The organism is Bradyrhizobium elkanii USDA 76 (assembly GCF_023278185.1).
GTDB classification, from domain to species: domain Bacteria; phylum Pseudomonadota; class Alphaproteobacteria; order Rhizobiales; family Xanthobacteraceae; genus Bradyrhizobium; species Bradyrhizobium elkanii.
In genome coordinates, this window is sequence record NZ_CP066356.1 from 23,454 (window position 1) to 49,283 (window position 25,830).

General features: G+C 64.5%; 24 protein-coding genes and 1 tRNA gene. 8 read left to right on the forward strand and 17 right to left on the reverse strand.

Annotation, left to right across the window (positions count from 1 at the left end; translation table 11 throughout):
- Positions 1–50 precede the first annotated feature (50 nt).
- From JEY66_RS00135 to JEY66_RS00160, 6 genes are all read right to left on the reverse strand, one after another.
- Positions 51–1,589 (reverse strand): YifB family Mg chelatase-like AAA ATPase, encoded by a 1,539-nt coding sequence (locus JEY66_RS00135; RefSeq protein WP_018269321.1) that lies wholly within the window; start codon positions 1,587–1,589, stop codon positions 51–53.
- Positions 1,590–1,658: 69 nt separating this feature from the next.
- Complete coding sequence (locus JEY66_RS00140) at positions 1,659–1,907, reverse strand: DUF6894 family protein (protein ID WP_026192055.1); 249 nt, start codon at positions 1,905–1,907, stop codon at positions 1,659–1,661.
- Between the two features lie 63 nt (positions 1,908–1,970).
- Positions 1,971–2,864, reverse strand: coding sequence for a DDE-type integrase/transposase/recombinase (locus JEY66_RS00145; protein WP_018269319.1), 894 nt, complete (start codon positions 2,862–2,864; stop codon positions 1,971–1,973).
- A 103-nt stretch (positions 2,865–2,967) separates the two neighbouring features.
- A tRNA-Ser gene (locus JEY66_RS00150) sits at positions 2,968–3,044 on the reverse strand.
- A gap of 130 nt (positions 3,045–3,174) precedes the next feature.
- Positions 3,175–3,768 (reverse strand): hypothetical protein, encoded by a 594-nt coding sequence (locus JEY66_RS00155; RefSeq protein WP_018269318.1) that lies wholly within the window; start codon positions 3,766–3,768, stop codon positions 3,175–3,177.
- Positions 3,769–3,939: 171 nt separating this feature from the next.
- A complete protein-coding gene (locus tag JEY66_RS00160) occupies positions 3,940–4,182 on the reverse strand; it encodes a hypothetical protein (protein WP_018269317.1) in 243 nt (80 codons plus the stop codon).
- Positions 4,183–4,963: 781 nt separating this feature from the next.
- On the opposite strand from JEY66_RS00160, the gene JEY66_RS00165 reads away from it, so the two are divergent.
- Entirely contained in the window at positions 4,964–6,955 is a 1,992-nt protein-coding gene (locus tag JEY66_RS00165; protein WP_018269316.1) for a TonB-dependent siderophore receptor, read from the forward strand.
- A 28-nt stretch (positions 6,956–6,983) separates the two neighbouring features.
- On the forward strand, positions 6,984–8,273 hold the full coding sequence (gene fsrB, locus JEY66_RS00170; RefSeq protein ID WP_018269315.1) for a siderophore utilization protein FsrB: 1,290 nt from the start codon (positions 6,984–6,986) through the stop codon (positions 8,271–8,273).
- Between the two features lie 95 nt (positions 8,274–8,368).
- Here fsrB and JEY66_RS00175 read toward each other — a convergent pair whose 3' ends face one another.
- From JEY66_RS00175 to rsmI, 4 genes are all read right to left on the reverse strand, one after another.
- A complete protein-coding gene (locus JEY66_RS00175) occupies positions 8,369–9,340 on the reverse strand; it encodes an MBL fold metallo-hydrolase (RefSeq protein ID WP_018269314.1) in 972 nt (323 codons plus the stop codon).
- 187 nt (positions 9,341–9,527) lie between these two features.
- Entirely contained in the window at positions 9,528–10,475 is a 948-nt protein-coding gene (gshB, locus tag JEY66_RS00180) for a glutathione synthase (RefSeq protein WP_016841491.1), read from the reverse strand.
- 25 nt (positions 10,476–10,500) lie between these two features.
- Positions 10,501–10,887, reverse strand: a complete 387-nt coding sequence (locus tag JEY66_RS00185) for a YraN family protein (RefSeq protein WP_016841492.1) — start codon at positions 10,885–10,887, stop codon at positions 10,501–10,503.
- On the reverse strand, positions 10,874–11,827 hold the full coding sequence (rsmI, locus tag JEY66_RS00190) for a 16S rRNA (cytidine(1402)-2'-O)-methyltransferase (RefSeq protein WP_016841493.1): 954 nt from the start codon (positions 11,825–11,827) through the stop codon (positions 10,874–10,876). Before rsmI ends, JEY66_RS00185 begins: the two co-directional genes overlap by 14 nt.
- Before the next feature lie 323 nt (positions 11,828–12,150).
- Between rsmI and JEY66_RS00195 the strand changes: the two genes are divergently transcribed.
- Entirely contained in the window at positions 12,151–13,356 is a 1,206-nt protein-coding gene (locus JEY66_RS00195) for a penicillin-binding protein activator (RefSeq protein WP_016841494.1), read from the forward strand.
- A gap of 307 nt (positions 13,357–13,663) precedes the next feature.
- On the opposite strand, the gene hemW is transcribed toward JEY66_RS00195, so the two are convergent.
- Genes hemW through rph form a run of 3 tightly spaced genes read right to left on the reverse strand, consistent with a single transcriptional unit; the run spans position 13,664 to position 16,168 of the window.
- Complete coding sequence (hemW, locus tag JEY66_RS00200) at positions 13,664–14,821, reverse strand: radical SAM family heme chaperone HemW (protein ID WP_018269313.1); 1,158 nt, start codon at positions 14,819–14,821, stop codon at positions 13,664–13,666.
- Entirely contained in the window at positions 14,808–15,443 is a 636-nt protein-coding gene (gene rdgB / locus JEY66_RS00205; protein WP_016841496.1) for an RdgB/HAM1 family non-canonical purine NTP pyrophosphatase, read from the reverse strand. The genes hemW and rdgB overlap by 14 nt, the downstream gene beginning before the upstream one ends.
- 11 nt (positions 15,444–15,454) lie before the next feature.
- A complete protein-coding gene (gene rph, locus JEY66_RS00210) occupies positions 15,455–16,168 on the reverse strand; it encodes a ribonuclease PH (RefSeq protein WP_016841497.1) in 714 nt (237 codons plus the stop codon).
- A 170-nt stretch (positions 16,169–16,338) separates the two neighbouring features.
- Here rph and hrcA point away from each other — a divergent pair, with 170 nt between their 5' ends.
- Together hrcA and grpE are read left to right on the forward strand one after the other, a co-directional pair.
- Positions 16,339–17,427: a heat-inducible transcriptional repressor HrcA gene (gene hrcA / locus JEY66_RS00215; protein WP_016841498.1), complete on the forward strand. Its 1,089-nt coding sequence runs from the start codon at positions 16,339–16,341 to the stop codon at positions 17,425–17,427.
- Between the two features lie 165 nt (positions 17,428–17,592).
- Positions 17,593–18,198, forward strand: coding sequence for a nucleotide exchange factor GrpE (grpE, locus tag JEY66_RS00220; protein WP_016841499.1), 606 nt, complete (start codon positions 17,593–17,595; stop codon positions 18,196–18,198).
- 48 nt (positions 18,199–18,246) lie between these two features.
- Here grpE and JEY66_RS00225 read toward each other — a convergent pair whose 3' ends face one another.
- From JEY66_RS00225 to JEY66_RS00240, 4 genes are all read right to left on the reverse strand, one after another.
- Complete coding sequence (locus JEY66_RS00225) at positions 18,247–18,672, reverse strand: VOC family protein (RefSeq protein WP_018269312.1); 426 nt, start codon at positions 18,670–18,672, stop codon at positions 18,247–18,249.
- 68 nt (positions 18,673–18,740) lie between these two features.
- Positions 18,741–19,595 (reverse strand): AraC family transcriptional regulator, encoded by an 855-nt coding sequence (locus JEY66_RS00230; protein WP_016841501.1) that lies wholly within the window; start codon positions 19,593–19,595, stop codon positions 18,741–18,743.
- A gap of 22 nt (positions 19,596–19,617) precedes the next feature.
- Positions 19,618–20,328, reverse strand: a complete 711-nt coding sequence (pncA, locus tag JEY66_RS00235; protein WP_016841502.1) for a bifunctional nicotinamidase/pyrazinamidase — start codon at positions 20,326–20,328, stop codon at positions 19,618–19,620.
- Between the two features lie 84 nt (positions 20,329–20,412).
- Positions 20,413–21,348, reverse strand: coding sequence for a hypothetical protein (locus JEY66_RS00240; RefSeq protein WP_016841503.1), 936 nt, complete (start codon positions 21,346–21,348; stop codon positions 20,413–20,415).
- Between the two features lie 566 nt (positions 21,349–21,914).
- Here JEY66_RS00240 and dnaK point away from each other — a divergent pair.
- The 3 genes from dnaK (at position 21,915) to JEY66_RS00255 (ending at position 25,816) form a co-directional block, all read left to right on the forward strand.
- Positions 21,915–23,816 carry a molecular chaperone DnaK gene (gene dnaK / locus JEY66_RS00245; RefSeq protein WP_026192053.1) on the forward strand — a complete coding sequence of 634 codons (1,902 nt, stop codon included), beginning with the start codon at positions 21,915–21,917 and terminating at the stop codon, positions 23,814–23,816.
- Between the two features lie 170 nt (positions 23,817–23,986).
- A complete protein-coding gene (gene dnaJ / locus JEY66_RS00250) occupies positions 23,987–25,114 on the forward strand; it encodes a molecular chaperone DnaJ (RefSeq protein ID WP_018269310.1) in 1,128 nt (375 codons plus the stop codon).
- A 99-nt stretch (positions 25,115–25,213) separates the two neighbouring features.
- The gene (locus JEY66_RS00255) at positions 25,214–25,816 is read left to right on the forward strand and encodes a class I SAM-dependent methyltransferase (RefSeq protein ID WP_026192052.1); all 603 of its coding nucleotides are present in this window, start codon (positions 25,214–25,216) and stop codon (positions 25,814–25,816) included.
- The last annotated feature ends 14 nt before the right edge of the window (positions 25,817–25,830 follow it).

Genomic DNA, 25,830 nt, shown 5'->3' on the forward strand with positions numbered 1-25,830 from the left:
GCGTTGACGCGGGGCATTGCGGCACGAATCGGGACAGGGCTTAGGTTCGGTCAGGCGGCGCGGCGCAAATCGTCGGCCAATGCACGATAGGACAACGCTTCGGCGAGGTGCAGCCGGCCGATCGTCTCGGCGCCGTCGAGATCGGCAAGCGTGCGCGCCACCCGCAGCACGCGGTGATAGCCGCGCGCGGTGAGGTGCATGTTGTCGGCGGCCTCGCGCAGCAGCTTCTGCCCGTGCGCGTCGGGCTGCGCGATGGTCTCGAGCAGCGAACTCGGCGCTTCCGCATTGGTGCGGACATGCGGCATGCCGGCAGCCGCATAGCGCGCGAGCTGGATGTCGCGCGCGGCCGCGACGCGGGCGGCAACCTCGGCCGATCCCTCCGCCGGCGGCGGCAGGATCAGATCGGCCGCGGTCACGGCGGGCACCTCGATCCGCAGGTCGATGCGATCCATCAGCGGGCCGGAGATCCGCATCTGGTAGTCGGCGGTGCAGCGGTCGAGCCGGCCGCGCTTGCAGGAATAGCCGGGCTCATAGGCATGGCCGCAGCGGCACGGGTTCATGGCCGCAACCAGCATGAAGCGCGCCGGATAGGTGACGCGGTGGTTGGCCCGGCTCACCGAAACCTCGCCGTTCTCCAGCGGCTGGCGCAGCGAATCCAGCACGCGCGGATCGAACTCCGGCAATTCGTCGAGGAATAGCACGCCCTGATGCGCGAGCGAGATCTCGCCCGGCTTGGCGCGCGTGCCGCCGCCGGTCAGCGCGGCCATGCTGGCGGAATGATGCGGGCTGCGGAACGGGCGCCGCGCGGTCAAGGCGCCGTCGCGGATCTCGCCGGCAACCGAGGCGATCATCGAGACTTCGAGCAGCTCCGACGGCGACAGCGGCGGCAGGATCGAGGGCAGTCGCGCCGCCAGCATCGATTTGCCGGCGCCGGGCGAGCCCATCATCAGCAGATGATGGCCGCCGGCAGCGGCGATCTCGAGCGCGCGTTTCGCGCTCTCCTGGCCCTTGATGTCGCGCAGGTCCAAAAGCGTTTCCTCGCGCTCATGCACCTTCGGCTGCGGCCGCGACAGCACCTGCGTGCCCTTGAAGTGGTTGGCGATCTGGATCAGCGAGTGCGCCGCGATGATCTGGACGTCCGGACTGGCCCAGGCGGCTTCCGAGCCGCAGGCGGCCGGGCAGATCAATCCCTCGTCGCGCGAATTGGCGCCGATTGCCGCGGGCAGCACGCCCGCAACGGCTGCGATCGAGCCGTCGAGCCCGAGCTCGCCGAGCACGGTGAAGCCGTTCAGCGCATCCGGCGGGATCGCGCCGATCGCCGCCATCAGGCCGAGCGCGATCGGCAGGTCGTAATGGCTGCCCTCCTTGGGCAGGTCGGCGGGTGCGAGGTTGACGGTGATGCGGCGGGCAGGAAGCGCGAGGCCGGAGGCGATCAGCGCCGAACGCACCCGTTCGCGGGCTTCCGACACCGCCTTGTCGGGCAGGCCGACGATCGCGAATGCCGGCAATCCCGGCGCGACCTGCACCTGCACGTCGACCGCGCGGGCCTCGATCCCCTCGAATGCGACGGTGGAAACGCGCTGAACCATGCTGCCCCTATTCTTCCGCAATCGAAGGTAGCGGAACCTGGCGGCGAGTGGTCATGCCTCAGTTTGAAATTAGCTCACTTTCTTGCGGCTGATCTCGAAGTAAAAACGAACCGTCATAACGGGACCGTCTTCGTCCCGTACCTCGATCTCCATTTGGTCAGTCCCTCTGCCTTTAGTGGTGATGGCCGCATCCCGAGCCATCGCGCCAAGCGACTGCGCCGCCTCGCTCTGCGCGGCATCCACATCCCGAAGGTCTATGCCTTCCTCATCGACGGCGGTGCCGCTGCCGTCCTTTAGGTCGAAGTAATACCGCGGCATTATCCCCATTTCCTTTCCAGTCCTTCCAAAGCAAAAGGCTAGAATGCGTTCCTATTCTGGCGCTTAGCTGAGATTTGCGCCTTCGAGACGCTTCTTATACGGTCCGCGCTTCTTCGGCGCTCCTTCCCGCTTGTCGATCAGCGTCACGATATCGGCCATTTCCATGGGCGAGGAAACCAACCCAGCCGCCATCGCTGGCGTCATGCGCAGCGTCTTGTGCTGCTTAATGAAGTTATACCAAACGAAATATAGCGCCAGCGCGTGATAGTGGTTCTCGACCTTCTTAGAGAAGGCGTTCGTCAGGCGCGTGAAGCGGCGCATTGACATGCGCATGGTGAGGTTCTGACGTTCCACGAATGACGTGGAGACATGCTTGATGTCAGGCGAACCGAGAACCAGATCGCGGTCAACGCCGATCAGCTTTGCCGGGCTGTAGCGCTTCTGGCCTTCCGGTTCTTTGCCATATAGCTTTTGCAGAATTCCGTAGTCGATCCCATCCGGGCCGAATGCATTACTAATGGCTACAAGGTACGGGCGGTGCCCGTCAGTGGTGAGTTGAACGCGATTAGCTAGCCGACCTTTTAGGTCATCGATGAACATATTTGCGGCGTGCGCGTCGCGATCACCGACAAGCCACGACAAGATCAACTTGGTATCCGCGTCAATTGCCGTCCACGTCCAAACGTCGCCGGAGCCGATAGGCGCTGCCTTCGCGCTTGGGACGTTCTTCTGCTTAGCGTAGGCGAAACTCCAGATTTCATCGCACTGGACGCGCTGTGAACTGACGTTGCGGACGGTCGCGTCATGGAAGGCGCTGCACGCGAGACCCGCGTCCACCAGCAGCTTGGTCACGGTGTTCAGGGAAACGTCAGCCACCCGCGAGATGGAGCGCATGGAAGAACCCTCGCAGAGCATCTGGAGGATTTGAGCGCGCGTCTCAATGGGCAATTTATTCATAATGATAATATGCGTGAGCGCTCACGCATTGTCAATATTTAACAATTTGGGGGATTCACAAAATAAAACGCCGGGCCTATATTGCCCGGCGTTAAGAAGAATTTGGTGCGCTCGGCCAGATTCGAACTGGCAACCGGGAACTTAGTAGGGACCTGCTCTATCCAGTTGAGCTACGAGCGCGGGAATTGATGGCTCTCGCCTTCCGGTCAGGTCTGGGCGCTGTAACGCCTAGCCTGACCGTCTCGCTCTAGAAGGTGCCCGTGAGCGAGTTGTTGGGCATCAATCTCTTCTTTTCACTACCTATCCTCCATCAACCCATGATGTCGTTTGGAGCAGCCGGTGACGCGGCTGCTTCTTCACTGCCTCCTTCAACACTGTCGGTGTTGTCGGCGGTCGATGAAGCTGCTTGATCTTTTTCCCCGTTTTTGCGGGGTTTCCCGGCCTTACGGAGGCCGGGATACCATTCAAGAAGCCCGAACAGATCCGTGTTCGGAATCCTCACGAACGTCACGGTATTTTTTCCAAGAGAGATACGGATGCTCTGTTTCTGACTTTCTGAATTTGTCGTGCCAAAGTCGAAGGCGCCTTGGATCAGAGCTTCCTGAATGTCTTCGACGGAAACGGGGGAAGGAGAGTTGCCAGCCGCTTCGGCGCGGGCCTCCATGATGACCCGCACGGCGGTCGCAAACGGCTTGCCAAGGAATTCGCCGGGCTGGAACTGCTTGGGAGTGCGACGCGATCCGACCACGCTGGCGGTCGTAGTAGCGGTCTCCACATCGCCGAACCTGGGTTCCGCACCCGACATTTCGTCGTAATCGTTCACCCAGCGCTTAAGGCGCGCGGCCTCGCTCTGATGGAAGAGGATTTTTTCGAGCGCTTTTGTAACTACAGGGTCGTCAGCCATTTCTGCATCCCCGGGGTGGAGTGCAGACAATCTATGGCAAAGCGGCGGAACTTGCAACGCCTGACGCAAACTCTGTTTATAGCCGCGCAGAAGCACATACTATATATTTGATTATGTTGACATTTTACATTGGAGAAAACATGTGGAGTTCTTTTAAGGTTTTGCTCGCGTCTATTTCTCGCCTTTCCAGCGAGCCTTGGCGGCTTTCCTCGCTGATTCGGCGCGCTCCTTTGGAGTCAACTTGTCCGCACGGGCGCGGCCACCCTTGAGGCCACCTTTGCGGCCAAGCTCTGAAGCGGTCTGATTCTTCACGAGATGCGTGTCCTCAACCTCGCCGGTCGCAATGCGGCCGATCAGTATCGCGTTCTGTACGGTGTCGGCGTGGCGCTTCTCGCCCTTGGGGCCTTTGGGCATGAGGTCAAATCATCCTGTTTGTCAGGATGTAGGATACCACGGGGAGAAGATCAGGAGAGAGGCCGGTCAAGAGGCCCGAATTTCAAACTGAGGCATTACCCGGCGAGTGCAAGAACATTACAGGAACATTCGGGTCAGCTGGCTCGGCTCGTCCGGTACCAATTCACCGCGCGGCACATCCGCTCCCGGCCGGTGCGGAAGCGTCGGGCGTCGCTCGCGATGACGCGCGCCTCGCGCGATCGAACACAGCTCGCGTCGTCGACAACTGCAGGAATCATTTTCAAGAATCATTCCAGCACGCACGAGCATCGCGCTTATTGTCGCAGCGTGTCGCCGATTTCCTTGCTGTTTCAGCGATCGCACGCTGATCGCGCGCGCAGTCTCGATCTATTCCAACTGCCGAGGTCTGTACTCGCGAGCCCCGCGCTGTAGAGCCGGATCACAAATCCATCCAGGCTGATATCAGGGGCGCCTTCGCGTGATCGATCGACTTGCTTCGCATTCCACCCGTCAACATCCGCGACTGCGAACGATCGGTCTATGTACCGCCGCCGTCCTTGCCGCAGGAGTCACGATCGAACGCGCCGACGCGCAATCGGAACTGCCGCCGGTGAGCGTGGACGCGCCTCAGCAACGCGCGGCAGCTGCGAATGCAAAACCGGTTCGTCGTCCGGTGACCGCACGCGCGAGCCGCGCCAATCGCGTGGCTCGATCCCGGCAGGCGACGCCGCCAGCGGCGGCACGATCCGGTGCCGGCGCCGGTGAGCGAGCCGGCGGTCCGGTGGTCGGGTTCGTTGCCACGCGTTCGGGCACGGCGACCAAGACCGACTCGCCGCTGATCGAAATTCCGCAATCGATCTCGGTCGTCACGACGGACCAGATCAGGAACCAGGGTGCGGAATCGGTGGGCGCGGCATTGCGCTACACCGCGGGCGTCAGCGGCGACGTGAATGGCGGCTCGGACACCCGCTTCGGCGGCTTGCAGATCCGCGGCTTCGACATGACGATGCCGGGCCTCTATCTCGACGGCTTGCGGCTGCCGAGCAGCAACTATGTGCACTTCCTCGGGCTCGATCCGTACGGCGCCGAGCGCCTCGAGGTCCTGAAGGGACCGTCCTCGGCGATGTTCGGCGGCAGCGGCACCGGCGGCATCCTCAATTATGTCAGCAAGCTGCCGACCGCGCGCGAGTTCGGGGAAGTGTCGCTCTCGGGCGGCAGCTTCAACCGCTATCAGGGCGAGTTCGATATCGGCGGCCGCGCCAACAAGGAAGGGACGGTGCTGTGGCGCCTGACCGGCGTCGCGCGCGATGGCGAGACCCAGGTCGACTACACCAAGGACAATCGCGTCTTCATCGCGCCCGCCGTCACCGTGAAGCCGAACGAGGACACCACGATCACCTTCCTTGCGAATTACCAGAAGGAACGCACCGGCTGGAGCCTGCAATTCCTGCCGCCGTCCGGCACCGTCTGGGCCAATAACGGCCGCTACATTCCGAACACGCGCTTCGTCGGCGAACCCGGCTTCAACCAGTTCGACACCGAGCAGTCCTCGGTCGGCTACATGCTGTCGCACGACTTCAACGAGGCGCTGACCTTCCGCCAGAACCTGCGCTATTCGTGGATGCACAACGAGCAGAAGAGCTTCTACGGCACCGGCTATGCGTCGGCGGCCGACGAAGCCGCGGGCCTATTGTCGCGCGGCGGCGCCGGCGGCAGCTCGACGATCGATTCCTTCGGGGTCGACAACCAGCTGCAGGGCAAGTTCGTCACCGGCATGCTGAGCCACACGACGCTGTTCGGCGTCGATTACCGCAACACCTCGTTCCGCGACATGGCCTCGAGCTACAGCACCGGCAAGCTCAACGTCTTCGCGCCGGTCTATACCAACAGCTGGATCAACAACGGACCGTATGACGACACCGGCATCAAGCAGTCGCAGGCCGGCCTCTATCTGCAGGACCAGATCAGGCTCGGACGGCTGTCGTTCCTGCTCGGCGGGCGGCAGGATTTCGTCACCACCGACCTCGACAACAATCTCGCGAAGACGTCGACCTCGACCGATGCTTCGGCATTCACCGGCCGCGCCGCCGTCATGTACAATTTCGACAATGGCATCGCGCCCTATTTCAGCTATTCGGAATCATTCCTGCCGGTGCTGAGCATCAACGCCGCCGGCGAACTGCTGAAGCCGGAGTCCGGCGTCCAGTACGAAGTCGGCGTCAAGTACCAGCCCGTCGGCATCAATGCGCTGATCACGCTGGCCGCCTTCGACCTGACCCGATCAAACGTCGTCACCTACGCCCCGCCGTCCTATTTCGCCGAGCAGACCGGCGAGATCAGGTCGCGCGGCATCGAGCTCGAAGGCACCGCGACGCTTGTCGAGGGCGTCAACATCCGCGGCGGCTACGCCTATGTCGACGCGGTCGTCACCAAGGATCCCGTCAATGTCGGCAAGGCGCCGACCACGGTCCCGCTCAACCGCTTCTCGCTGTGGGGCGACTACACCGTTCAGGGTGGCCCGCTCGCCGGCGTCCAGTTCGGGGCTGGTGTCCGCTATGTCGGATCGACGTTCGGCGACGACGCCAACACCTTCAAGGTGCCGGCATCGACGGTGGTCGATGCGCTCGTCGCCTATACCAGGGACAATTATCGCCTCTCGCTCAACGTCACCAACCTCGCCGATACGCGCTACGTGGCAGCCTGCTACGGCAACACCAGCTGCTTCTACGCGGAGGGCCGCAAGGCGATCGCGAAGCTGACCTATCGCTGGTGATCACCCCAGACAATCTGCTGAAATCCCCATGAGACCGATCTTCGGACGACTGCATCGCTGGGCGGGTCTTCTCACCGCGGCCTTCCTGTTCTTCTCGGGCGTCACCGGCGCGATCATCTCGTGGGACCACGAGATCGACGATGTGCTCAACAGGAAGCTGCTCGAGGTGACGAGCTCCGGACCAGCGATCCCGTCGGTCGAGCTCGCCCGGCTGATCGAGCAGCGCGATCCCCGCGCCCGCGTCGTCCACATGTTCATGACGGCGGAGAAAGGCGAGTCGCTGTGGTTCTTCGTGCTGCCGCGGATCGATCCGGCGACCGGCAAACGTTACACGCTCGACTACAACCAGGTCTTCCTGGATCCCAACACCGGCGTCGAGCTCGGCCGCCGCTATTGGGGTGCGGTCTGGCCGGTGACCCGCGAAAACTTCGTCTCGTTCCTCTACAAGCTGCACTACACGATGCATATCCCCGAATTCTGGGGCAGCGATCGCTGGGGCATGCGCTTCCTCGGCGTCATCGCCGTGATCTGGACGATCGATTGTTTCGTTGGCTTCTACCTGACCCTGCCGTCGCGGCGGCGCGCAAGGGTGGAGCGGGCGTCGGCGATATCGGGCTCGCGCGGCAAGGGTTTCTGGAGCCGCTGGGCACCGGCCTGGAAGATCAAGACCTCAGGCAGTGCCTATCGAATCAATTTCGACATTCATCGCGCCTTCAGCCTGTGGACCTGGGCCTTGCTGTTCGTGATGGCGTTCACGGCATTCTCGCTGAACCTCTATTTCGAGGTGTTCTCGCCGTTGATGAAGACCGTGTCCAACTACACGCCGACACCCTACGAGCAGCGGCCATACCGTCATCTCGACGATCCGATCGAGCCGAAGATGACCTATGCGGAGATCGCCACGCGGGCCGCGGCCGACGGCAAGGCGCGCGGCTGGACCGCACCGATCGGTTCGATCAATTATGGTCCGGCCCATGGCGTCTATGCGGTCGCGTTCTTCGAGCCGGGCGACGAACATGGCGCCGCGGGCGTCGGGCCGGCGCAACTCTACTACGACAGCGAGGACGGCCGTCCGCTCGGCGAGCGGCTGCCATGGGTCGGCACCGCGGCCGACGTGTTCGTGCAGATGCAGTTTCCGCTGCATTCCGGCCGGATCGCCGGCTTGCCCGGGCGCATCCTGATCTCGCTGACGGGGTTGGTGGTTGCGGCGCTGTCGGTGACGGGCGTCGTGATCTGGTGGCGCAAACGTCGTGCGCGGATTTGCGCGCGAGAGACGGTGCGCACACGCCCCGAGCGCCGCCTTGCGCCGGCGGAATAGGTCGGGCGCCCGGTGGGCTCCTTGCACCGGGCGGCAAATGCATTCGGGAGCGGCGGCGGCCGCTCCCGAGGCAGTCCGTCTTCGCAATCAGTCCGTCACAGGTTCATCTGCATCGGCTCCGGATAGTAGTGGAAGCCTTCGCCGACCTTGGCGACGTGGCCGTAGCCCGGCCAGGCGAAGTGATAGGACATCACGGCGGTCTTGTTCGCGGCCAGCATCTCCAGCAGCTTGACCCGCGAGTTCGCCGCCTGCTTCGGATCGGTGTCGTAGGAGAACTCCATCCGCGGACGCTCCAGCAGCAGCACCGCGTGATGCGACAGGTCGCCGAGGAAGGCGAAGGATTTGCCGCCCGAGCTCACCATGAAGATGGTGTGTCCCACGGTGTGGCCGGGCGCTGCGATTGCCGTCACGCCGGGCAGGAATTCCTGGCCGTCCTTGAAGAACACGATGCGGTCGCGCACCGGCAGCAGGTTCTTGCGGGCATGCACGATGAAATCCTTCAACGGGCTGCCCATCTTGCCTTCGTCGGTCCAGAACTCGAGATCGCTCTGGGCGATGTAGTACTGTGCATTCGGAAACAGCGGCTTGTCGTCGGCGCCGACAATGCCGCCGATATGGTCGATATGCGCGTGCGACAGCACAACGGCGTCGATGTCTTCCGGCTTGATGCCGGCTTCCTTCATGCTCTTCTGCTGCCGGCCGGTGGTCGGACCGAAGGCCTTCGAGGTGCCCATGCCGCTATCGAACAGGATCAGCTTGTCGCCGGTGTTGACGATCGGCGAATTCTGCTCGAGCACGACATTGTCGGGCGAGAGGAAGTTGTCGGAGAGCATCTTCTTCACCTCCTCCTTCGGCACACCGGTGAAGGTGCCGGAGGGGTCGCCGAGCGGAAGCGGCCCGTCGGATACGACGGTCACTTCGGCTTCGCCGAGCATGAAGCGGTGCCAATAGGGTGTCTGCGTGCCGAGCTTCGGCGCGCGTGCCTGTGCGGTGCCCCCGAGCAGGGTACTGGCGCCGAGACCGGCACCGAGCGCGAGCAAGGATCGTCGTGAGACATTGAGCGTCATAACGTCTTCCTCCACAATTTTTATGATATTTTCGCGTTGTTGCCCGCGCGTTGACCCGCCGCTTGACCTGACGCAGGCAAGAAGATGCTGCCCTCGCCCGCGCAAGCTGGCAAGAAGAATAAGGAGAACGCATGCGCGATCGCACGCCGGCTGAATTTCAGCCGGCTGTGCGGCGCACAAGGGAGGGTTACTTGGCGGCGCGCTTCTTCTCGATGGTATCCCAGATCATCGCCGCGACGTCGGGGCCATTGAGCCGCTGGATTGCGCGGATGCCGGTCGGCGAGGTGACGTTGATCTCGGTCAAATTGCCGTCGATCACGTCGAGGCCGACGAACATCAGACCAAGTTCGCGCAACGAGGGCCCAACGGTGGCGCAGATTTCGCGCTCGCGATCCGAGAGCTCGGTCGCCTTGGCCGCGCCGCCGCGCACCATGTTGGAGCGCAGATCGTCCGCTGCCGGCACGCGATTGACGGCGCCGGCGAACTCGCCATCCACCAGGATGATGCGCTTGTCGCCATGCTTCACCTCGGGGAGGAAGCGCTGGATCACCCAGGGCTCCTTGAAGGTGACGGAGAACATGTCGAACAGCGAGCCGAAATTCATGTCCTGCGGCATCACGCGGAAGACGGCGGCGCCGCCATGGCCGTGCAACGGCTTCATGACGACGGCGCCGTGCTGGTCGCGGAATGCGTTGATCTCGTCGAGATCGCGCGAGATCAGGGTCGGCGGCATCAGCTGCGGGAAATTCATCACGAACAGCTTTTCCGGCGCGTTGCGTACGCTGGCCGGGTTGTTGACGACCAGCGTCTTCGGATGGATGCGCTCGAGCAAATGGGTCGAGGTGATGTAGGCGAGGTCGAACGGCGGATCCTGCCGCAGCAGCACGACGTCGAAGCCGTTGAGCGGCTCGCGCTTCGCCTCGCCCAGCATGAAGTGATCGCCGACCTCGTCGCGCACGGTGAGAGGCTGCACCGGCGCCACCAGCTCCTCGCCGCGCAGCGACAGCTTGTCGGGCGTGTAGTAGGAAATGCCGTGGCCGCGCTTCTGCGCCTCGAGCAGCAGCGCGAAGGTCGAATCGCCGCGGATATTGATGCGCGCGATGGGATCCATCTGGACGGCGATCTTCAATTTCATAAGCGTGTCCCGCGAGGTCTTGAGGTTAATCAGGGCTGGCGTCGAATGCCGCTAACAGATGGCGCGGCAGGCTCTTCGGCGCAATCAGCACGGCGTCGAATCTGAGGTCAAATTCGGCATGTTCGGGATGCGCCATCAGCCAGGCCTGGGCGGCATTGATGATGCGCAGCTGCTGCCGCGGCGTCACCGCATAGGCGGCGTCGTCGAGGCTGGCACGGGCCTTGACCTCGACGAAGGCCAGCAAGTTGCGCCGGCGCACGACCAAGTCGATCTCGCCAAAGGGGGTGCGAAAGCGTCGTGCCAGGATGCGATAGCCCTTGGCGATCAGGAGGGCTGCGGCGCGGCTCTCCGCCGAGATACCGGTCCGGAACGCCGCGACGCGCTCCGGCGAGGCGCTGTCAGTCTTCGCCATTGCCGTCCCCGGTGGTCTTCGCAAGCTCGAGGGCGCGGGCATAGACCTCGCGGCGCGGCCGGCCCGACAGTTCGACCGCATGGGCGACCGCGTCCTTGACGCTGCCGCGGGCGAGCTGCGCCCGCAGCAGATCGTCGAGTTTATCCTGGTCCATCACCCCGGCATCATCGGCCGGCGGTCCGATGACCAGCACGAACTCGCCGCGTGTCTCCAGCGCGTCCGCGCTGGCCGCCAGCTCGGCGACCGGCGCGCGCGTGATCTCTTCGTGCAGCTTGGTCAGCTCGCGGCAGATCGCGGCATCGCGGCCGGCCATGATCGCGGCGAGATCGCGCAGCGTGTCCTGCACGCGATTGCCCGATTCGAACATCACGACCGTCGAATCGACCCTCGCCAGCTCATTGAGCCGTGCGCGGCGCGCGTGCTCCTTGGCCGGCAAAAATCCCTCGAAGAAAAACCGGTCGGTCGGCAATGCCGCGACCGACAGCGCGGTCAGCACCGACGATGGCCCCGGCACCGCGATCACGGCATGCCCGGCGGCGCAGACGTCGCGCACCAGCTTGAATCCGGGATCGGAGATCAGCGGCGTGCCGGCGTCGGAAACCAGCGCGATCGCGGCGCCCTGCGCCAGGCGCTCCAGGATTTTGGGGCGGGCCTGGGCCGCGTTGTGCTCGTGGTAGAGCGCGAGCTCGGCGGCGATCGCATAACGCTCGGTCAGCCGGCGGGTGATCCTTGTGTCCTCGCAGGCGATGACGTCGACACCGGCCAGCGTTTCCAGCGCGCGCAGGGTGATGTCGGCGAGATTTCCGATCGGGGTCGCGACCAGATGGAGCCCGGGTGCGGCCCTTGGCGCGGCCAGCTGCTGGCCGCCGATCGAAAAGGTTTTGGCGGCAGCGCCTGTTGTGGCATCCGAATGGTGGAGGGAACTGGCTTTTGCGCGCATAATGCCAATCTAGAGCGTTTTCGAGCGAAGTGGGTACCGGTTCGCGTGAAGAAAACGCGTCAAACCGAGAATCTAGAGCCCCGTTCCGATTCAATCGGAACGGGATAAGCTCTAGAGGGATGGCGGCGCTAGCGCCACATCCGCAAAGGGCGGTGACGGAACGCTGCCTGAGGGAGGGGAATGGAGGCCGCGGCAAGGGCGCCGCGGGGCCATAATCCTTTTGTTTTAGTTAACTATTCGCCGAGAATATGCCTGAATCCACCCGCCTCATCAGAGCTGGATGGAGTCCTGGCTGATCACGGTCGGCCAAGAGAAGAGAGACGATGGAAGGCCCGCATTACCGCAAGTCCCCGCCGTCGGGCGCCACCCGGCGGACCGCGCTCGGCCTCATCGTGGGCGCGCCGCTGCTGACGGCCTGTTCCGGCGTGCAGCAGAGCTTGAGCCAGTTTTCTAGCGGCAACCAGGAAGGCGGTCCTGCCGGTCCGCAGCAGCAGCCGCAGGCGGTCGGCACCGGGCAGGTCAAGATCGGGCTGATCCTGCCGCTGTCGGCTTCCGGCAATGCCGGGCTTGCCGCCCAGTCGATGCGGAACGCGGCCGAAATGGCGCTGGCGGAATTTCAGAACCCGAACATCCAGCTCCTGATCAAGGACGATGGCGGCAGCCCGCAGGGCGCATCGCAGGGTGCCCAGCAGGCCCTGTCCGAAGGCGCCGAAATCATTCTGGGACCGCTGTTCGCAGGCTCGGTGCCGGCCGTCGCGCAGCTGACGCGGCCGCGCGGAACCTCGGTGATCGCGTTCTCCACCGATTCGAGCGTCGCCGGGCGCGGCGTCTATCTGCTGAGCTTCCTGCCGGAATCCGACATCAATCGCATCGTCGACTACTCGGCGGGGATCGGAAAGCGCTCGTTCGCCGCGATGGTGCCGGACAATGCCTATGGCAATGTGGTCGAGGCCGCGTTCAAGCAGGCGGTCGGCCGCAAGAACGGCCGCGTCGTCGCATTCGAGAAATATGGCGCCGATCGCGCGACGCCGGCGCGAACCGTGGCGCAGGCGCTCGGCCAGGCCGACGCGCTGCTGATCGCCGACGATGGCGATTCGGTGGTCGCGACCGCCGATGCCTTGACCGCAGCCGGCGCCAATCTGCGCAACATCCAGCTGCTCGGCACCGGGCTGTGGGACAATCCGCGGGTGTTCGCGAGCCCGGTCTTGCAGGGTGGCCTCTACGCCGCGCCCGATCCGTCCGGCTTCCGCAGCTTCGCCGGCCGCTACCGCAGCAAATATGGCGGCGAGCCGGTGCGCACCGCGACGCTCGCCTATGATGCCGTGGCGCTGATGGCGGCGCTCGCGCGCACGCAAGGCGCGCAGCGCTTTGCGCCGGAGACGCTGACCAATCCGTCCGGCTTCGCCGGCATCGACGGTCTGTTCCGCTTCCGCTCCGACGGCACCAATGAGCGCGGCCTTGCGGTCATGAAGGTGGCCTCAGGCGGCAGCACGCCGGTCGCAGGCTCGCCGAAGAGTTTTGGCGCTTAATTTCGTCGGGCGCGGGCCTGAAATCGCTTTAAAGCACCCGCCAGCTACTGTGCATGGGGTTGTTTTCGATATTTTGGCGCCGTGCACCCAGAGCGGGATGATTTTTGGTTGAATCGGCTTGCCGCGGGTTCAGTTCACCTCTCCCCGTCGGGGAGAGGTCGGATTGCAAAGCAATCCGGGTGAGGGCTCTTGCTCTCTCGATAGACCGTAACCCCTCACCCGATTTGCTGCGCAAATCGACCTCTCCCAAGGGAGAGGTGAAATTTCGACGCCGTTCCAGCTCAACCTAATCTCATCGCGCTTCAGTCTAGGCGGCGAGATCCGCGACCACCGCGTCGAGCACCGGAAATCCCGACTTCGTGACGCGCAGTCGTCCGTCGGCGTCGACGGCGATCGCGCCTTCCTCGCGCAGCATCGCGATCCGGTGCGGATCGAGCTGGCGGCCGGAGAGCTTCGCATAGCGCTTGGGATCGATGCCCTCGGCGAGCCGCAGCCCCATCAGCAGAAACTCGTCGGCGCGCTCTTCGCTGTTGAGGCTGTCATCGCTGACGACGCCATGGCCGCGCTCCTCGACGTTCAACAGCCACGCCTCGGGGCGCCGCTCCGTTGCGGTCGCGTGCCTGACGCCATCGATGTCGAGCCTTCCATGTGCGCCAGGGCCGATGCCGGCATATTCCTCACCGCGCCAGTAGACGAGGTTGTGCTTGCACTCGGCGCCGGCGCGGGCGTGATTGGAGATCTCATAGGCCGGCAATCCCTCGCGGGCGCAGACCTCCTGCGTCACGTCGTAGAGCGCGCGCGCGGTCGCTTCATCCGGCGTCTGCAATTTGCCGGCGGCATGCAGCCCGAAGAACGGCGTGCCTTCCTCGATCGTGAGCTGGTAGAGCGACAGATGCTCGGCCGCTTCCGAGATCGCCTGCTTCAGTTCATCGGCCCACATCCGCGGCGTCTGGTCGGGCCGCGCATAGATCAGATCGAACGAATAACGGTCGAATGCAGAACGCGCGATCGCGACCGCGTCGAGCGCCTCGCGCGCGGTGTGCAGGCGGCCCAGCGCCTTCAGCGAGGCGTCATCGAGCGCCTGCACGCCGAGCGAGACGCGGTTGACGCCGGCTGCGCGATAGCCGCGAAAGCGCGTTGCCTCGACGCTGGTCGGATTGGCCTCGAGCGTGACCTCGACATCGCGCGAGACCTGCCAGTGCTTGCCGATCGCATCGAGCACGGCACCGACGGTCTGCGGCTGCATCAACGACGGCGTGCCGCCGCCGAGGAAGATCGAGGACACCTGCCGCCCCGGAACGCGCGCGGCCGTCGTCTCGATCTCGCGGGCGAATGCGCGCACGAAACGATCCTCGTCGACGGGCGCATGCCGCACGTGGCTGTTGAAATCACAATACGGGCATTTCGACAGGCAGAACGGCCAGTGCACGTAGACGCCGAAGGCTTCTCGGTCAGCGTGGCTCAAGGCAGATCTCCGCGAGCTTCACGAAGGCGCGGGCGCGATGCGACAGGCCGAGCCCGAGCGGCGGCAGGCCGTGCTTCTCGATGCTGGTCATCTCGCCGAAGGTCCGCGTGTAACCGTCGGGCAGGAAGGCCGGATCGTAGCCAAAGCCGGCAGTGCCGCGCGGCGGCCAGACCAGGGTTCCATCGACGCGGGCCTCGACCTCTTCGAGATGATCGTCGGGCCAGGCCACGCACAACGCCGACACGAAATGTGCCTTGCGCCGGTCCGGTGCGGTGGCGCCGCGTTCCTGCAGCAGCCGCTCGATCCGCGTCATCGCCGCCATGAAGTCCTTGCCCTCGCCGGCCCAGCGCGCCGAGTAGATCCCGGGTGCGCCGTCGAGCGCGTTGACCACGATGCCGGAATCGTCGGCGAAGGCGGGCAGCCCGGTCGCCCTCGCCGCCGCGATCGCCTTGATCGCCGCGTTGGCGCGAAAACTGTCGCCGGTCTCCTCGGGCTCGGTGAGGTCAAGCTCGCCAGCCGACACCACCTCCACGCCGTGCGGCGCCAGCAGTTCCCGCATCTCGGCAAGCTTGCCGGGATTATGGGTGGCGATGACGAGCCTTCCGGTGATTCGGCGATGCATGACCAATCTGACTACGCCACCGCGATCTTTTGCAAGTCGACCAGACGCGCGACACCTTTGCGCGCCAGCGCCATCAGCGCCAGGAACTCGCCTTCCGAGAACGGCGTCTTCTCGGCGGTGCCCTGCACCTCGATGATCCGGCCGTCGCCGGTCATGACGAAATTGGCGTCGGTGTCGGCCTCGGAATCCTCGGCATAGTCGAGATCGAGCACCGGCGTGCCCTGGTAGATGCCGCAGGAGATCGCCGCCACGTTGTCGCGCAACACATTGGTCTTCAGCATGTTGCGGGTCTTCATCCAGTTGATGCAGTCGGCCAGCGCCACCCAGGCACCGGTGATCGAGGCGGTGCGGGTGCCGCCGTCGGCCTGGATGACGTCGCAATCGACCGTGATCTGACGCTCGCCGAGCGCCTCGAGATCGACGGCCGCGCGCAGCGAGCGGCCGATCAGCCGCTGGATCTCGACCGTCCGGCCGCCCTGTTTGCCGGCCGAGGCCTCGCGACGGGTGCGTTCCAGGGTGGCACGCGGCAGCATGCCGTATTCGGCGGTGACCCAGCCGCGGCCCTGGCCCTTCAGCCACGGCGGCAACCGCTCTTCCAGCGTGGCGGTCACCAGCACATGGGTGTCGCCGAACTTCACCATGCAGGAACCCTCGGCATATTTGACGACGCCGCGTTCCAGCGACACGGGACGCAGTTCATCGGGTGCACGGCGGCTTGGCCGCATGAAATCCTCCAGAAATCCGAGAAAATTGGCTGGCCGTGCTTGTAGGAGCGGGAAGGGGCAGCGGCAAGGGTTTTCGGCCCCGGTATGGTCCGGTACGAGGGGACCGAATGCATGCTTGTCATCGGCCTCCCGGATCGACAAATTATGCAGTAATTGTGAGGGACTGGAGTGTGACTCACCACGATCCGATTGGCCTGATTGCGCCGCATGCCGGGCTCGCCCAGCTCAACGAGCGTTCGCGCGACATTTTTCGTCAAATCGTCGAAAGCTATCTCGCGACCGGCGAGCCGGTCGGTTCGCGCAACATCTCGCGCCTGATCGCATTACCGCTGTCGCCGGCCTCGGTCCGCAACGTGATGTCGGATCTCGAGCAGCTCGGCCTGATCTATGCGCCGCATACCTCCGCCGGCCGGTTACCCACCGAACTCGGGCTGCGCTTCTTCGTCGATGCGCTGATGCAGGTCGGCGACCTCACCGAGGCCGAGCGTCAATCGATCCAGACCCAGCTTGCTGCCGTCGGCCGCGCGCAATCCGTCGAGGCCGCGCTCGGCGAAGCCTTGACGCGGCTGTCGGGGCTGACCCGTGCCGCGGCGGTGGTGCTGACGCAAAAGTCGAATGCGCGGCTGAAGCACATCGAGTTCGTGCGGCTGGAGCCGGAGAAGGCGCTGGTCGTGCTGGTCGGCGAAGACGGCCAGGTCGAAAACCGCGTGCTGGCGCTGCCGCCGGGTGTTCCATCCTCGGCCCTCACCGAGGCGACCAACTTCCTCAATGCGCGGATCCGCGGCCGGACGCTGGCTGAAGCGCGGCTCGAGCTCGAGACGGCATTGACGCAAAACCGCGCCGAGCTCGATCAGCTCACGCAAAAAGTGGTCGCGGCGGGCATCGCGAGCTGGTCCGGCGGCGAGAACGAGGACCGTCAGCTGATCGTGCGCGGTCACGCCAATCTGCTCGAGGACCTGCATGCGCTCGACGATCTCGAGCGCATCAAGTCGCTGTTCGACGATCTCGAAACCAAGCGCGGCGTGATCGATCTGCTCGGCCGCGCCGAACGCGGCGAGGGTGTGCGGATCTTCATCGGCTCGGAGAACAAGCTGTTCTCACTGTCGGGTTCCTCGACCATCATCGCGCCCTACGGCGACGCCCAGGGCCGGATCGTGGGCGTCCTCGGTGTGATCGGACCGACGCGGCTGAACTATGCGCGGGTGATCCCGACCGTCGATTATGCCGCGCGCATCGTCAGCAAGATGCTGGGCGGCTGACCGGAGGGCGATTTCGCTTTCATTTGACGGGTTTTCTTCACCCAGGCCGGAGATCCCAGTTCCCGAGACCGGTATGTTGCGCTTGATTTTCGCCGCCCAAAGCACGATATCCCGGCAAGCAATCCCCAAGATTTGAACCGACGCGAGTTTTCGAGAAGGCAAGCCATGACCGATCCGAACCGGGCCAATGACAACACCGAGAATTCGGCGCCGACGGGTGAGCCCGTGGTCTCGAAGCCCTACATCATGCCTGACGAGCCCGAGGCCGGATCGGCAGAGGCGCTGACCAAGGAACTCGCCGAGGCGCGCGACCGGACGCTGCGCACGCTGGCCGAGATGGAGAATCTCCGTCAGCGCACCCGCCGCGAGGTCGCCGACGCCAAGACCTACGGCATCACCGGCTTTGCCCGCGACGTGCTCGACATCGCCGACAACCTGCAGCGTGCGCTCGATGCGGTGCCGGCCGAGACCAAGGAAGCCGCCGATCCCGGCCTGAAGGCGCTGATCGAAGGCGTCGAGCTGACCGAACGTTCGCTGCTCAACGCGCTGGAGAAGAACGGCGTCAAGAAGTTCGACCCGATCGGCGAGAAGTTCGATCCGAACTTCCAGCAGGCGATGTTCGAGGTGCCTGATCCGTCGGTGCCGTCGGGCACCGTGGTGCAGGTCGTGCAGGCCGGCTACATGATCGGCGAGCGCATCCTGCGTCCGGCCCTGGTCGGCGTCTCGAAGGGCGGCGCCAAGGCCGCCCCGAGCGCCGACATCACCGCCTGATCTGTCCGCTCCCGGCTGCCCGTTTGTGAGCTCGCGGATTGCGCGGGCTCACGGTCGCGGCTTTTCGTGTGCCTTCGGCCAATAGGTGCCGAAGCTCCAGAGATTTCCTTCCGGATCGCGGCAGGCGAAGTCGCGGCTGCCATAGTCGGTGTCGCGCAGCTCCATCTCGATCTTTGCGCCGACAGCCTTGACCTTCGCGTGCAGCGCGTCGGGATCGTCGACGGCGATATAGATCGAGTCCGTGCGGCGGTTGTCGAGGTCGCCGACCAGCCTGCCATATGCATCGTCACGGCCCTGGCCCAGCATCAGCATCGAGGAACCATAGGCGAGCTCGGCGTGATGGATCACGCCGCCATCGCGGTAGACGACGTGTTCGGTGAACCCAAGCACCGTCGTAAGCCAATTGGTCATCGCCTCGGCGTCCTTGCAGCGCAGGGTCGGGTAGATGCGGGGCGGTTCGATGTCGTGCGTCATGGTCGCTCACCTCCTTGGCTGACGGCGCCATCCTGCACGAGGCAGCGCGGCGTCGGCTTGAAGGTTTGTTACCAGTCCGCCAGCCCATCGCCGGCGTGAACCAGCCGGCGGTCGGTCAGCGCCTGGCGGCGCGCCCAGGCGGTTGGCGGTTCGCCTGCGAATTCGACGAACTCGCGGGCGAGATGGGCCTGGTCGGCATAGCCGCTTTCCACCGCGATCCCCGCCCAGCCAAGCGCGGCTTGGCTTTGTGCCAGCTGGCTCGCCCGGTGAAACCGCATCATGCGCGCCAGCGATTTGGGGGCGAGGCCGAGCTCGGACCGAAACCGGCTGGCCAGATGCTTGCGGCTCCAGCCGATCTCGTCGGCCAGTGCCGTGATGCTGATAGCGCCGGCCGAACGCGCCAGCTTTCGATAGGCGAACGCGACTTCGGGAGATGGCATGCGGCCGGCGCGGCGCAGCACGAACGCCTCGAGCAGGTCGAAGCGGCGCTGCCAGCACGTCACGGCGCCGAGCTGCTCGCGCAGACGACGGCCATCATGGCCCAGCACATCGTCGATATCGACCATGCGCCCGACCAGGTCGGTCACGGCGCCGCCGAAGAAGCTGTAGGCGCCGAGCGGGGTGAAATCGACCTGTACGCAGGCGGCGCGGCCGTCGGACTCGATGTAAACCGGCCCGGCATGCAGGCCGGCGGCGAAGCTGAGCTGACGATCGGCCGCGCCGGGCTCGCGCGACAGCGCGATCAGGAACGGCGAGCCGAAACTGATGATCAGCGGGACGATCAGCGGCGCGGTCTGCCGTTGTGCGAACCGGCCCGTCGCGGTCTCGCGATAACCGGTGATCCGGACGATCAGGCCCGCCAGGCGCGGCGATGGCAGGCGCTGCGCGAGATCGAATGCCAGGGGTGACGCAGACGCGGCCATGCGGATCTCGCGAGGCTGCGTCTTACGCGATGTCCGAGGACTGGATGCGCTTGACGCCGGCCTTGGCCATGTCGTCCCAGGCCTTGGCGAGCGATCCCTGGGTGTCGATGCCGCGGCAGGCATCTTCCACCACATAGGTCTCGAAGCCGGCCTTGCGCGCATCGAGCGCGGTCCATGCGACGCAGAAGTCGGTGGCCAGCCCGGCCACGAAAACCCGTTCGACGTTGCGCGCCTTCAGATAGGCGGCGAGCCCGGTGGTGGTCTTGCCGTCGGCCTCGGTGAAGGCGGAGTAGCTGTCGACGTCCTTGTGAAAACCCTTGCGGATGATCAGCTCGGCCTGCGGGATCGCGAGATCCTTCGACAGCGAAGCGCCATCGGTACCCTGGACGCAGTGGTCGGGCCACAGCACCTGCTTGCCATAGGCAAGGTCGACGGTCTCGAACGGCTTCTTGCCGGAATGGGTCGAGGCAAAGGAGATGTGTCCGGGCGTGTGCCAGTCCTGCGTCATCACCACATTGGCAAAGCTCCTGGCGATCCGGTTGATCACCGGCACCACCTGCTCGCCGTCCTTCACCGCGAGGCTGCCGCCGGGCAGGAAGCAGTTCTGGACGTCGATCACGAGCAGCGCGGAGCTATCGTCGGGCTTGATCGCAGCCGCCCAGAGATGTTTTGGAACCAGCGCGGCAAGCGCCAGCGTACCGAGTCCTGCAACGACCTGTCGTCGATCCAACATCGCGCCCCTCCTCGCTCCGATAACCGTGCGAGGAGGCTAGTTCCGTTCGTGGAGCTGCGAAAGTCCGATTTTTCGGCGGGCCTGTCAGCCGCGCGGCTGGATGCCGTCGCGCACCGCGCGGAAGCGCGGGAAGGCCTTCTCCCAATCGGTGCGCGGGGAGCTGCCGATGATGCGCATCGATGTTTGCGCGCCGAACCGCAGCCACTGCACGATGGTCACCGGGGTGTTGTCCTTGCCGCTGACCGCGTCGATCCGCGTCTCGAAGCCGGGCTGGCCGTCGATCCGGATCGGTTCGGACATGGTGATCCGCCCGTCGCGCACGCCGGGGATCGTGGTGGCGATCTGCTGCGCGAAGCGGCCGCGATCATCCGGTGTGGCCGGGGCCGAGCCGATGATGCCAAGCAGCATGAAGGGCTTGGTCTCAAGGCCCCTGTCGTCGCCGTCGGCCATCAGCAGCGCCGCGCCCGGCGCCAGCATGCGGACATTCTTGAAGCTGCTGAGCTCGGTGACCTTGAACGGCATCATGCCGAGCTGTTCGTCGACCGGCACCTCGTTGCGGATCTGGGCGGTGGCGAACATCTGCCGCACGGCGTCGTCGGTGTAGATCTTGCTCGCGTTCTCCGGCACCTGCACCGCGACATAGCCTGAGAAGGTCGGTCCCGGCAGGATCATCGAATAGCGCCGCACATTGGTGGTGCCGTCACGCGCGCTCTCCACGGTGTAATAGGCAAGGCCGGCCGGCGTCTCGAGGCTCTCCGGCTTGATGTTTCCGCTACCGGCCGGGTTGGCCTTGAAGGCGCTCACGACCTCGTTGTAGGCGTCCGCGGGCAGATCGGCGATCAAGACCTTCACGCCCTGGTCCTCGGTCTCGAAGCCGATGAACGACTTGGCGCGGTTGAGACCCACCAGCGGCTTCATCCCGACATGCGCGCCCGGCGGAAACACCACGTCGGCGGCAAAGCCACGACAGGTGGCAGCAAGCAGCAAGGCAACCGCAACGAGAAGTCGAAAAGGCGTCATGGGGATCTACCGGTTTTGCTTGGTGGCCGCGCAACGGGGCCGGTGCAGGGCTGGATGGCCTCTTTCAGTCGGACCGCTTTTAGCGGTTTTGATGACCCTGCAACAGGCCACCAAAGCCCCGCTCCGGGCCTGCAGGCCCGATTCCATGGGCTTTTCGTCCCGATTGGCTGGCACTTTCCAGTTTCCCGACGTTTCCGACGATCGGCCGCCAGCGGCCAAACAGCGCGCCCTCGGCCTGTGCGCCGCTCCCGCATACGACGTTTGTGAGTATTCACTCAACAGCGCGGACGTCGTGTAGCGGATGTTCGCGGTCGACGGCGGGCGGCATCATTGCCGATTTGTTAACTTGGACCGGGCTTGAACCGGCGCTGCAGCCGGGCTGACACAATCTTTCAAACGTCAGTCTTTTCAGGCCTCAACGTTGCGTCCAGTCCTTGCGGGCAGGACCCTCTCTCCTATATCAGGCTCACCGTCGCAATATCGCGAGTATGTGAACGTCTGGGGGTTCGGTACGGAGCGCCGTCAGGGCCCAACCAACCTGCCGTAGCAAAGAGGATATCAAAACCATGGGTAAGGTCATTGGGATCGACCTCGGCACCACGAATTCGTGCGTCGCCGTAATGGATGGCAAGAACGCCAAGGTGATCGAGAATGCCGAGGGTATGCGGACGACGCCGTCGATCGTTGCCTTCACTGACGATGGCGAGCGCCTCGTCGGCCAGCCGGCGAAGCGCCAGGCGGTGACCAATCCCGAGCGTACGTTCTTTGCGGTGAAGCGCCTCATTGGCCGCCGCTATGACGACCCGATGGTCGAGAAGGACAAGAAGCTCGTTCCCTACAAGATCGTCAAGGCATCGAACGGCGACGCCTGGGTCGAAGCCGATGGCAAGACCTATTCGCCCTCGCAGGTCTCGGCCTTCATCCTGCAGAAGATGAAGGAGACCGCTGAGGCGCATCTCGGCCAGAAGGTCGAGCAGGCCGTCATCACGGTTCCCGCCTATTTCAACGACGCGCAGCGTCAGGCCACCAAGGACGCCGGCAAGATTGCCGGCCTCGAAGTGCTGCGCATCATCAACGAGCCGACGGCTGCCGCGCTCGCCTACGGTCTCGACAAGTCGAAGTCGGGCACGATCGCCGTGTACGACCTCGGCGGCGGCACCTTCGACGTCTCGATCCTCGAGATCGGCGACGGCGTGTTCGAGGTGAAGTCGACCAACGGCGACACCTTCCTCGGCGGTGAAGATTTCGACATGCGCCTGGTCGGCTATCTCGCCGATGAATTCCAGAAGGAGCAGGGCATCAACCTGCGCAACGACAAGCTTGCCTTGCAGCGCCTGAAGGAGGCTGCGGAAAAGGCCAAGATCGAGCTGTCGTCGACCACGCAGACCGAAATCAACCTGCCGTTCATCACGGCTGACCAGACCGGTCCGAAGCATCTGACGATGAAGCTGACCCGCGCCAAGTTCGAGGCGCTGGTGGCCGACCTCGTCGAGAAGACCATCGAGCCGTGCCGCAAGGCGCTGAAGGATGCCGGCCTGACCGCCGGCGAGATCGGCGAAGTGGTGCTGGTCGGCGGCATGACCCGCATGCCGAAGATCCAGGAAGTCGTGAAGCAGTTCTTCGGCAAGGAGCCGCACAAGGGCGTCAATCCCGACGAGGTCGTCGCGATCGGCGCTGCGATCCAGGCCGGCGTGCTGCAGGGCGACGTCAAGGACGTGCTGCTGCTCGACGTGACCCCGCTGTCGCTGGGCATCGAGACGCTGGGCGGCGTGTTCACCCGCATCATCGACCGCAACACCACGATCCCGACCAAGAAGAGCCAGGTGTTCTCGACCGCCGAAGACAATCAGGGCGCCGTCACCATCCGCGTCTTCCAGGGCGAGCGTGAAATGGCGGCCGACAACAAGATGCTCGGCCAGTTCGACCTGATGGGCATTCCGCCGGCTCCGCGCGGCATGCCGCAGATCGAGGTGACCTTCGACATCGACGCCAACGGCATCGTCAACGTCTCGGCCAAGGACAAGGCGACCGGCAAGGAACAGCAGATCCGGATCCAGGCATCCGGCGGTCTGTCCGAGGCCGACATCGACAAGATGGTCAAGGACGCCGAGGTCAACGCGGCCGAGGACAAGAAGCGCCGCGAGGCTGTCGACGCCAAGAACCATGCCGACGGTCTGGTTCACTCGACCGAGAAGGCTCTGGCCGAACACGGTTCGAAGATCGCCGACACCGAGCGCCGCGCGATCGAAGACGCCGTCAGCGACCTCAAGGAAGCGCTGAAGGGCGACGACGCCGAGGCGATCAAGGCCAAGACCAACACGCTGGCGCAGGCTTCGATGAAACTCGGCGAAGCCATGTACAAGCAGCAGGCCGAGGCCGATGCGGCCAAGGACGCTGCCAAGGATGACGTTGTCGACGCGGAGTTTACCGAGGTCGATGACGACAAGAACAGCAAGAAGTCTGCTTAAGCGGATTTGCGATCATGACCCTCACACCAATGAGCACGCGCCGCGTCTCGGAGGAGTGGGGGTCATTTTTCTTTAAGGCGATCGCTGCATCTTCCAGACAGGCGCAATCCTTGACGCGATCCTCAGCGCAATCTTTGGCGATCGCGATGAACTTCGGACGGAATTGAAGGATGTCCACCAAGCGCTGCTATTACGAGACCCTCGAGGTTGAGCGGAACGCGGACGAGACCAAGCTCAAATCGGCTTTCCGCAAGCTCGCAATGAAGTGGCATCCGGACAAGAATCCGGGCGACGCCAACAGCGAAATCCGGTTCAAGGAAATCAACGAAGCCTATGAGGTCCTGAAGGACGGCGACAAGCGCGCCGCCTATGACCGCTTCGGCCATGCCGCTTTCGAGCAGGGCATGGGCGGTGGCGGCCCCGGCTTCGGCGCCGGCTTCGCCTCATCCTTCTCCGACATCTTCGAGGACCTGTTCGGCATGGCCGGGCAGCGTCGCGGCGGCGGCCGCGAGCGCGGCGCCGACCTGCGCTACAACATGGAGATCACGCTCGAGGAGGCCTTCCAGGGCAAGACCGCGCAGATCGAGATCCCGGTCTCGGTCACCTGCGAATCCTGCTCGGGCACCGGCGCCAAGGCCGGCACCAAGCCGAAGACCTGCTCGCATTGCGGCGGCGCCGGCCGTGTCCGGCAGGCCCAGGGCTTCTTCACGCTGGAGCGGACCTGCCCCGGCTGTCAGGGTCGCGGCCAGATGATCGAGGATGCCTGCACCTCCTGCGCCGGTTCCGGCCGGGTGACGCGCGAGCGCACGCTTTCGGTCAACATTCCCCCGGGCGTCGAGGACGGCACCCGGATTCGTCTCGCCGGCGAAGGCGAGGCCGGTGTCCGCGGCGGACCGCCGGGTGACCTCTACATCTTCCTGTCGCTGACCACGCACCAGTTCTTCCAGCGCGACGGCGCCGACCTGCATTGCCGCGTGCCGATCTCGATGGTGACCGCAGCGCTCGGTGGCGAATTCGAAGTGCCGACCATCGACAAGGGCAAGACCAAGGTGAAGGTGCCGGCCGGCACCCAGTCCAGCCGGCGATTCCGCATCGCATCAAAGGGTATGCCGGTGCTCCGTTCGCGCCAGACCGGCGACATGTATGTCCAGGTCGTGGTCGAAACGCCGCAGAATCTGACCAAGAAGCAGCAAGAACTGCTGATGGAGTTCGAAAAGCTGTCGTCCGGCGCAACCCAGCCGGAGGCCGCGGGTTTCTTCTCTAAGGTCAAGGACTTCTTTGGCAATCGCTCCGTCTAGCCGCAGTCGTTATGCTTGACCGTAACGACTTCGACCTATACGTCTTTGTGACTGTTTTCTGACAACCGCTCGATTGTGCGGTCCCCGCCTGGTAGCGACATGCCTTTGCAATCGTCCGTGCGTGCGTCGAAGAAGCCCCTCCGTCTCGACGACGAGGTTCGATTTCTCCGTTCATGGATGGAGAAGCCGCTGCATATGGGCGCGGTGATGCCGTCCGGACGGCTGCTCGCCCGCACCATGGCGCAATATGTCGATCCCGACGCCGAGGGGCCGGTCGTCGAACTTGGACCCGGCACCGGGGCGATCACCAACGCGTTGATCGAGCACGGCGTCGATCAAAAGCGTCTCGTCCTGGTCGAATACAATCCCGGCTTCTGCGCCTTGCTGCGCGAACGCTATCCGCACGCCAGGGTCGTCCAGGGGGATGCCTATACGCTGCGCGATACGCTGTGGGAGGTACTTAAATCTCCCGCCTCAGCCGTGGTCTCCGGCCTGCCGCTCGTCACCAAGCCGATGCTGACCCGCCTGAGGCTGGTCCGTGACGCCTTCCTGGCGCTCGCACCCGGCGCGCCGTTCATTCAGTTCACCTATTCGGTGGTGCCTCCGATTCCGAAGTCGCTGCCGGGCGTGTCCACAGAGGCCTCCGAGCGGATCTGGATGAACCTTCCGCCCGCGCGGGTCTGGGTGTATCGCAAGGGCTAACCACCCAGCGCCCG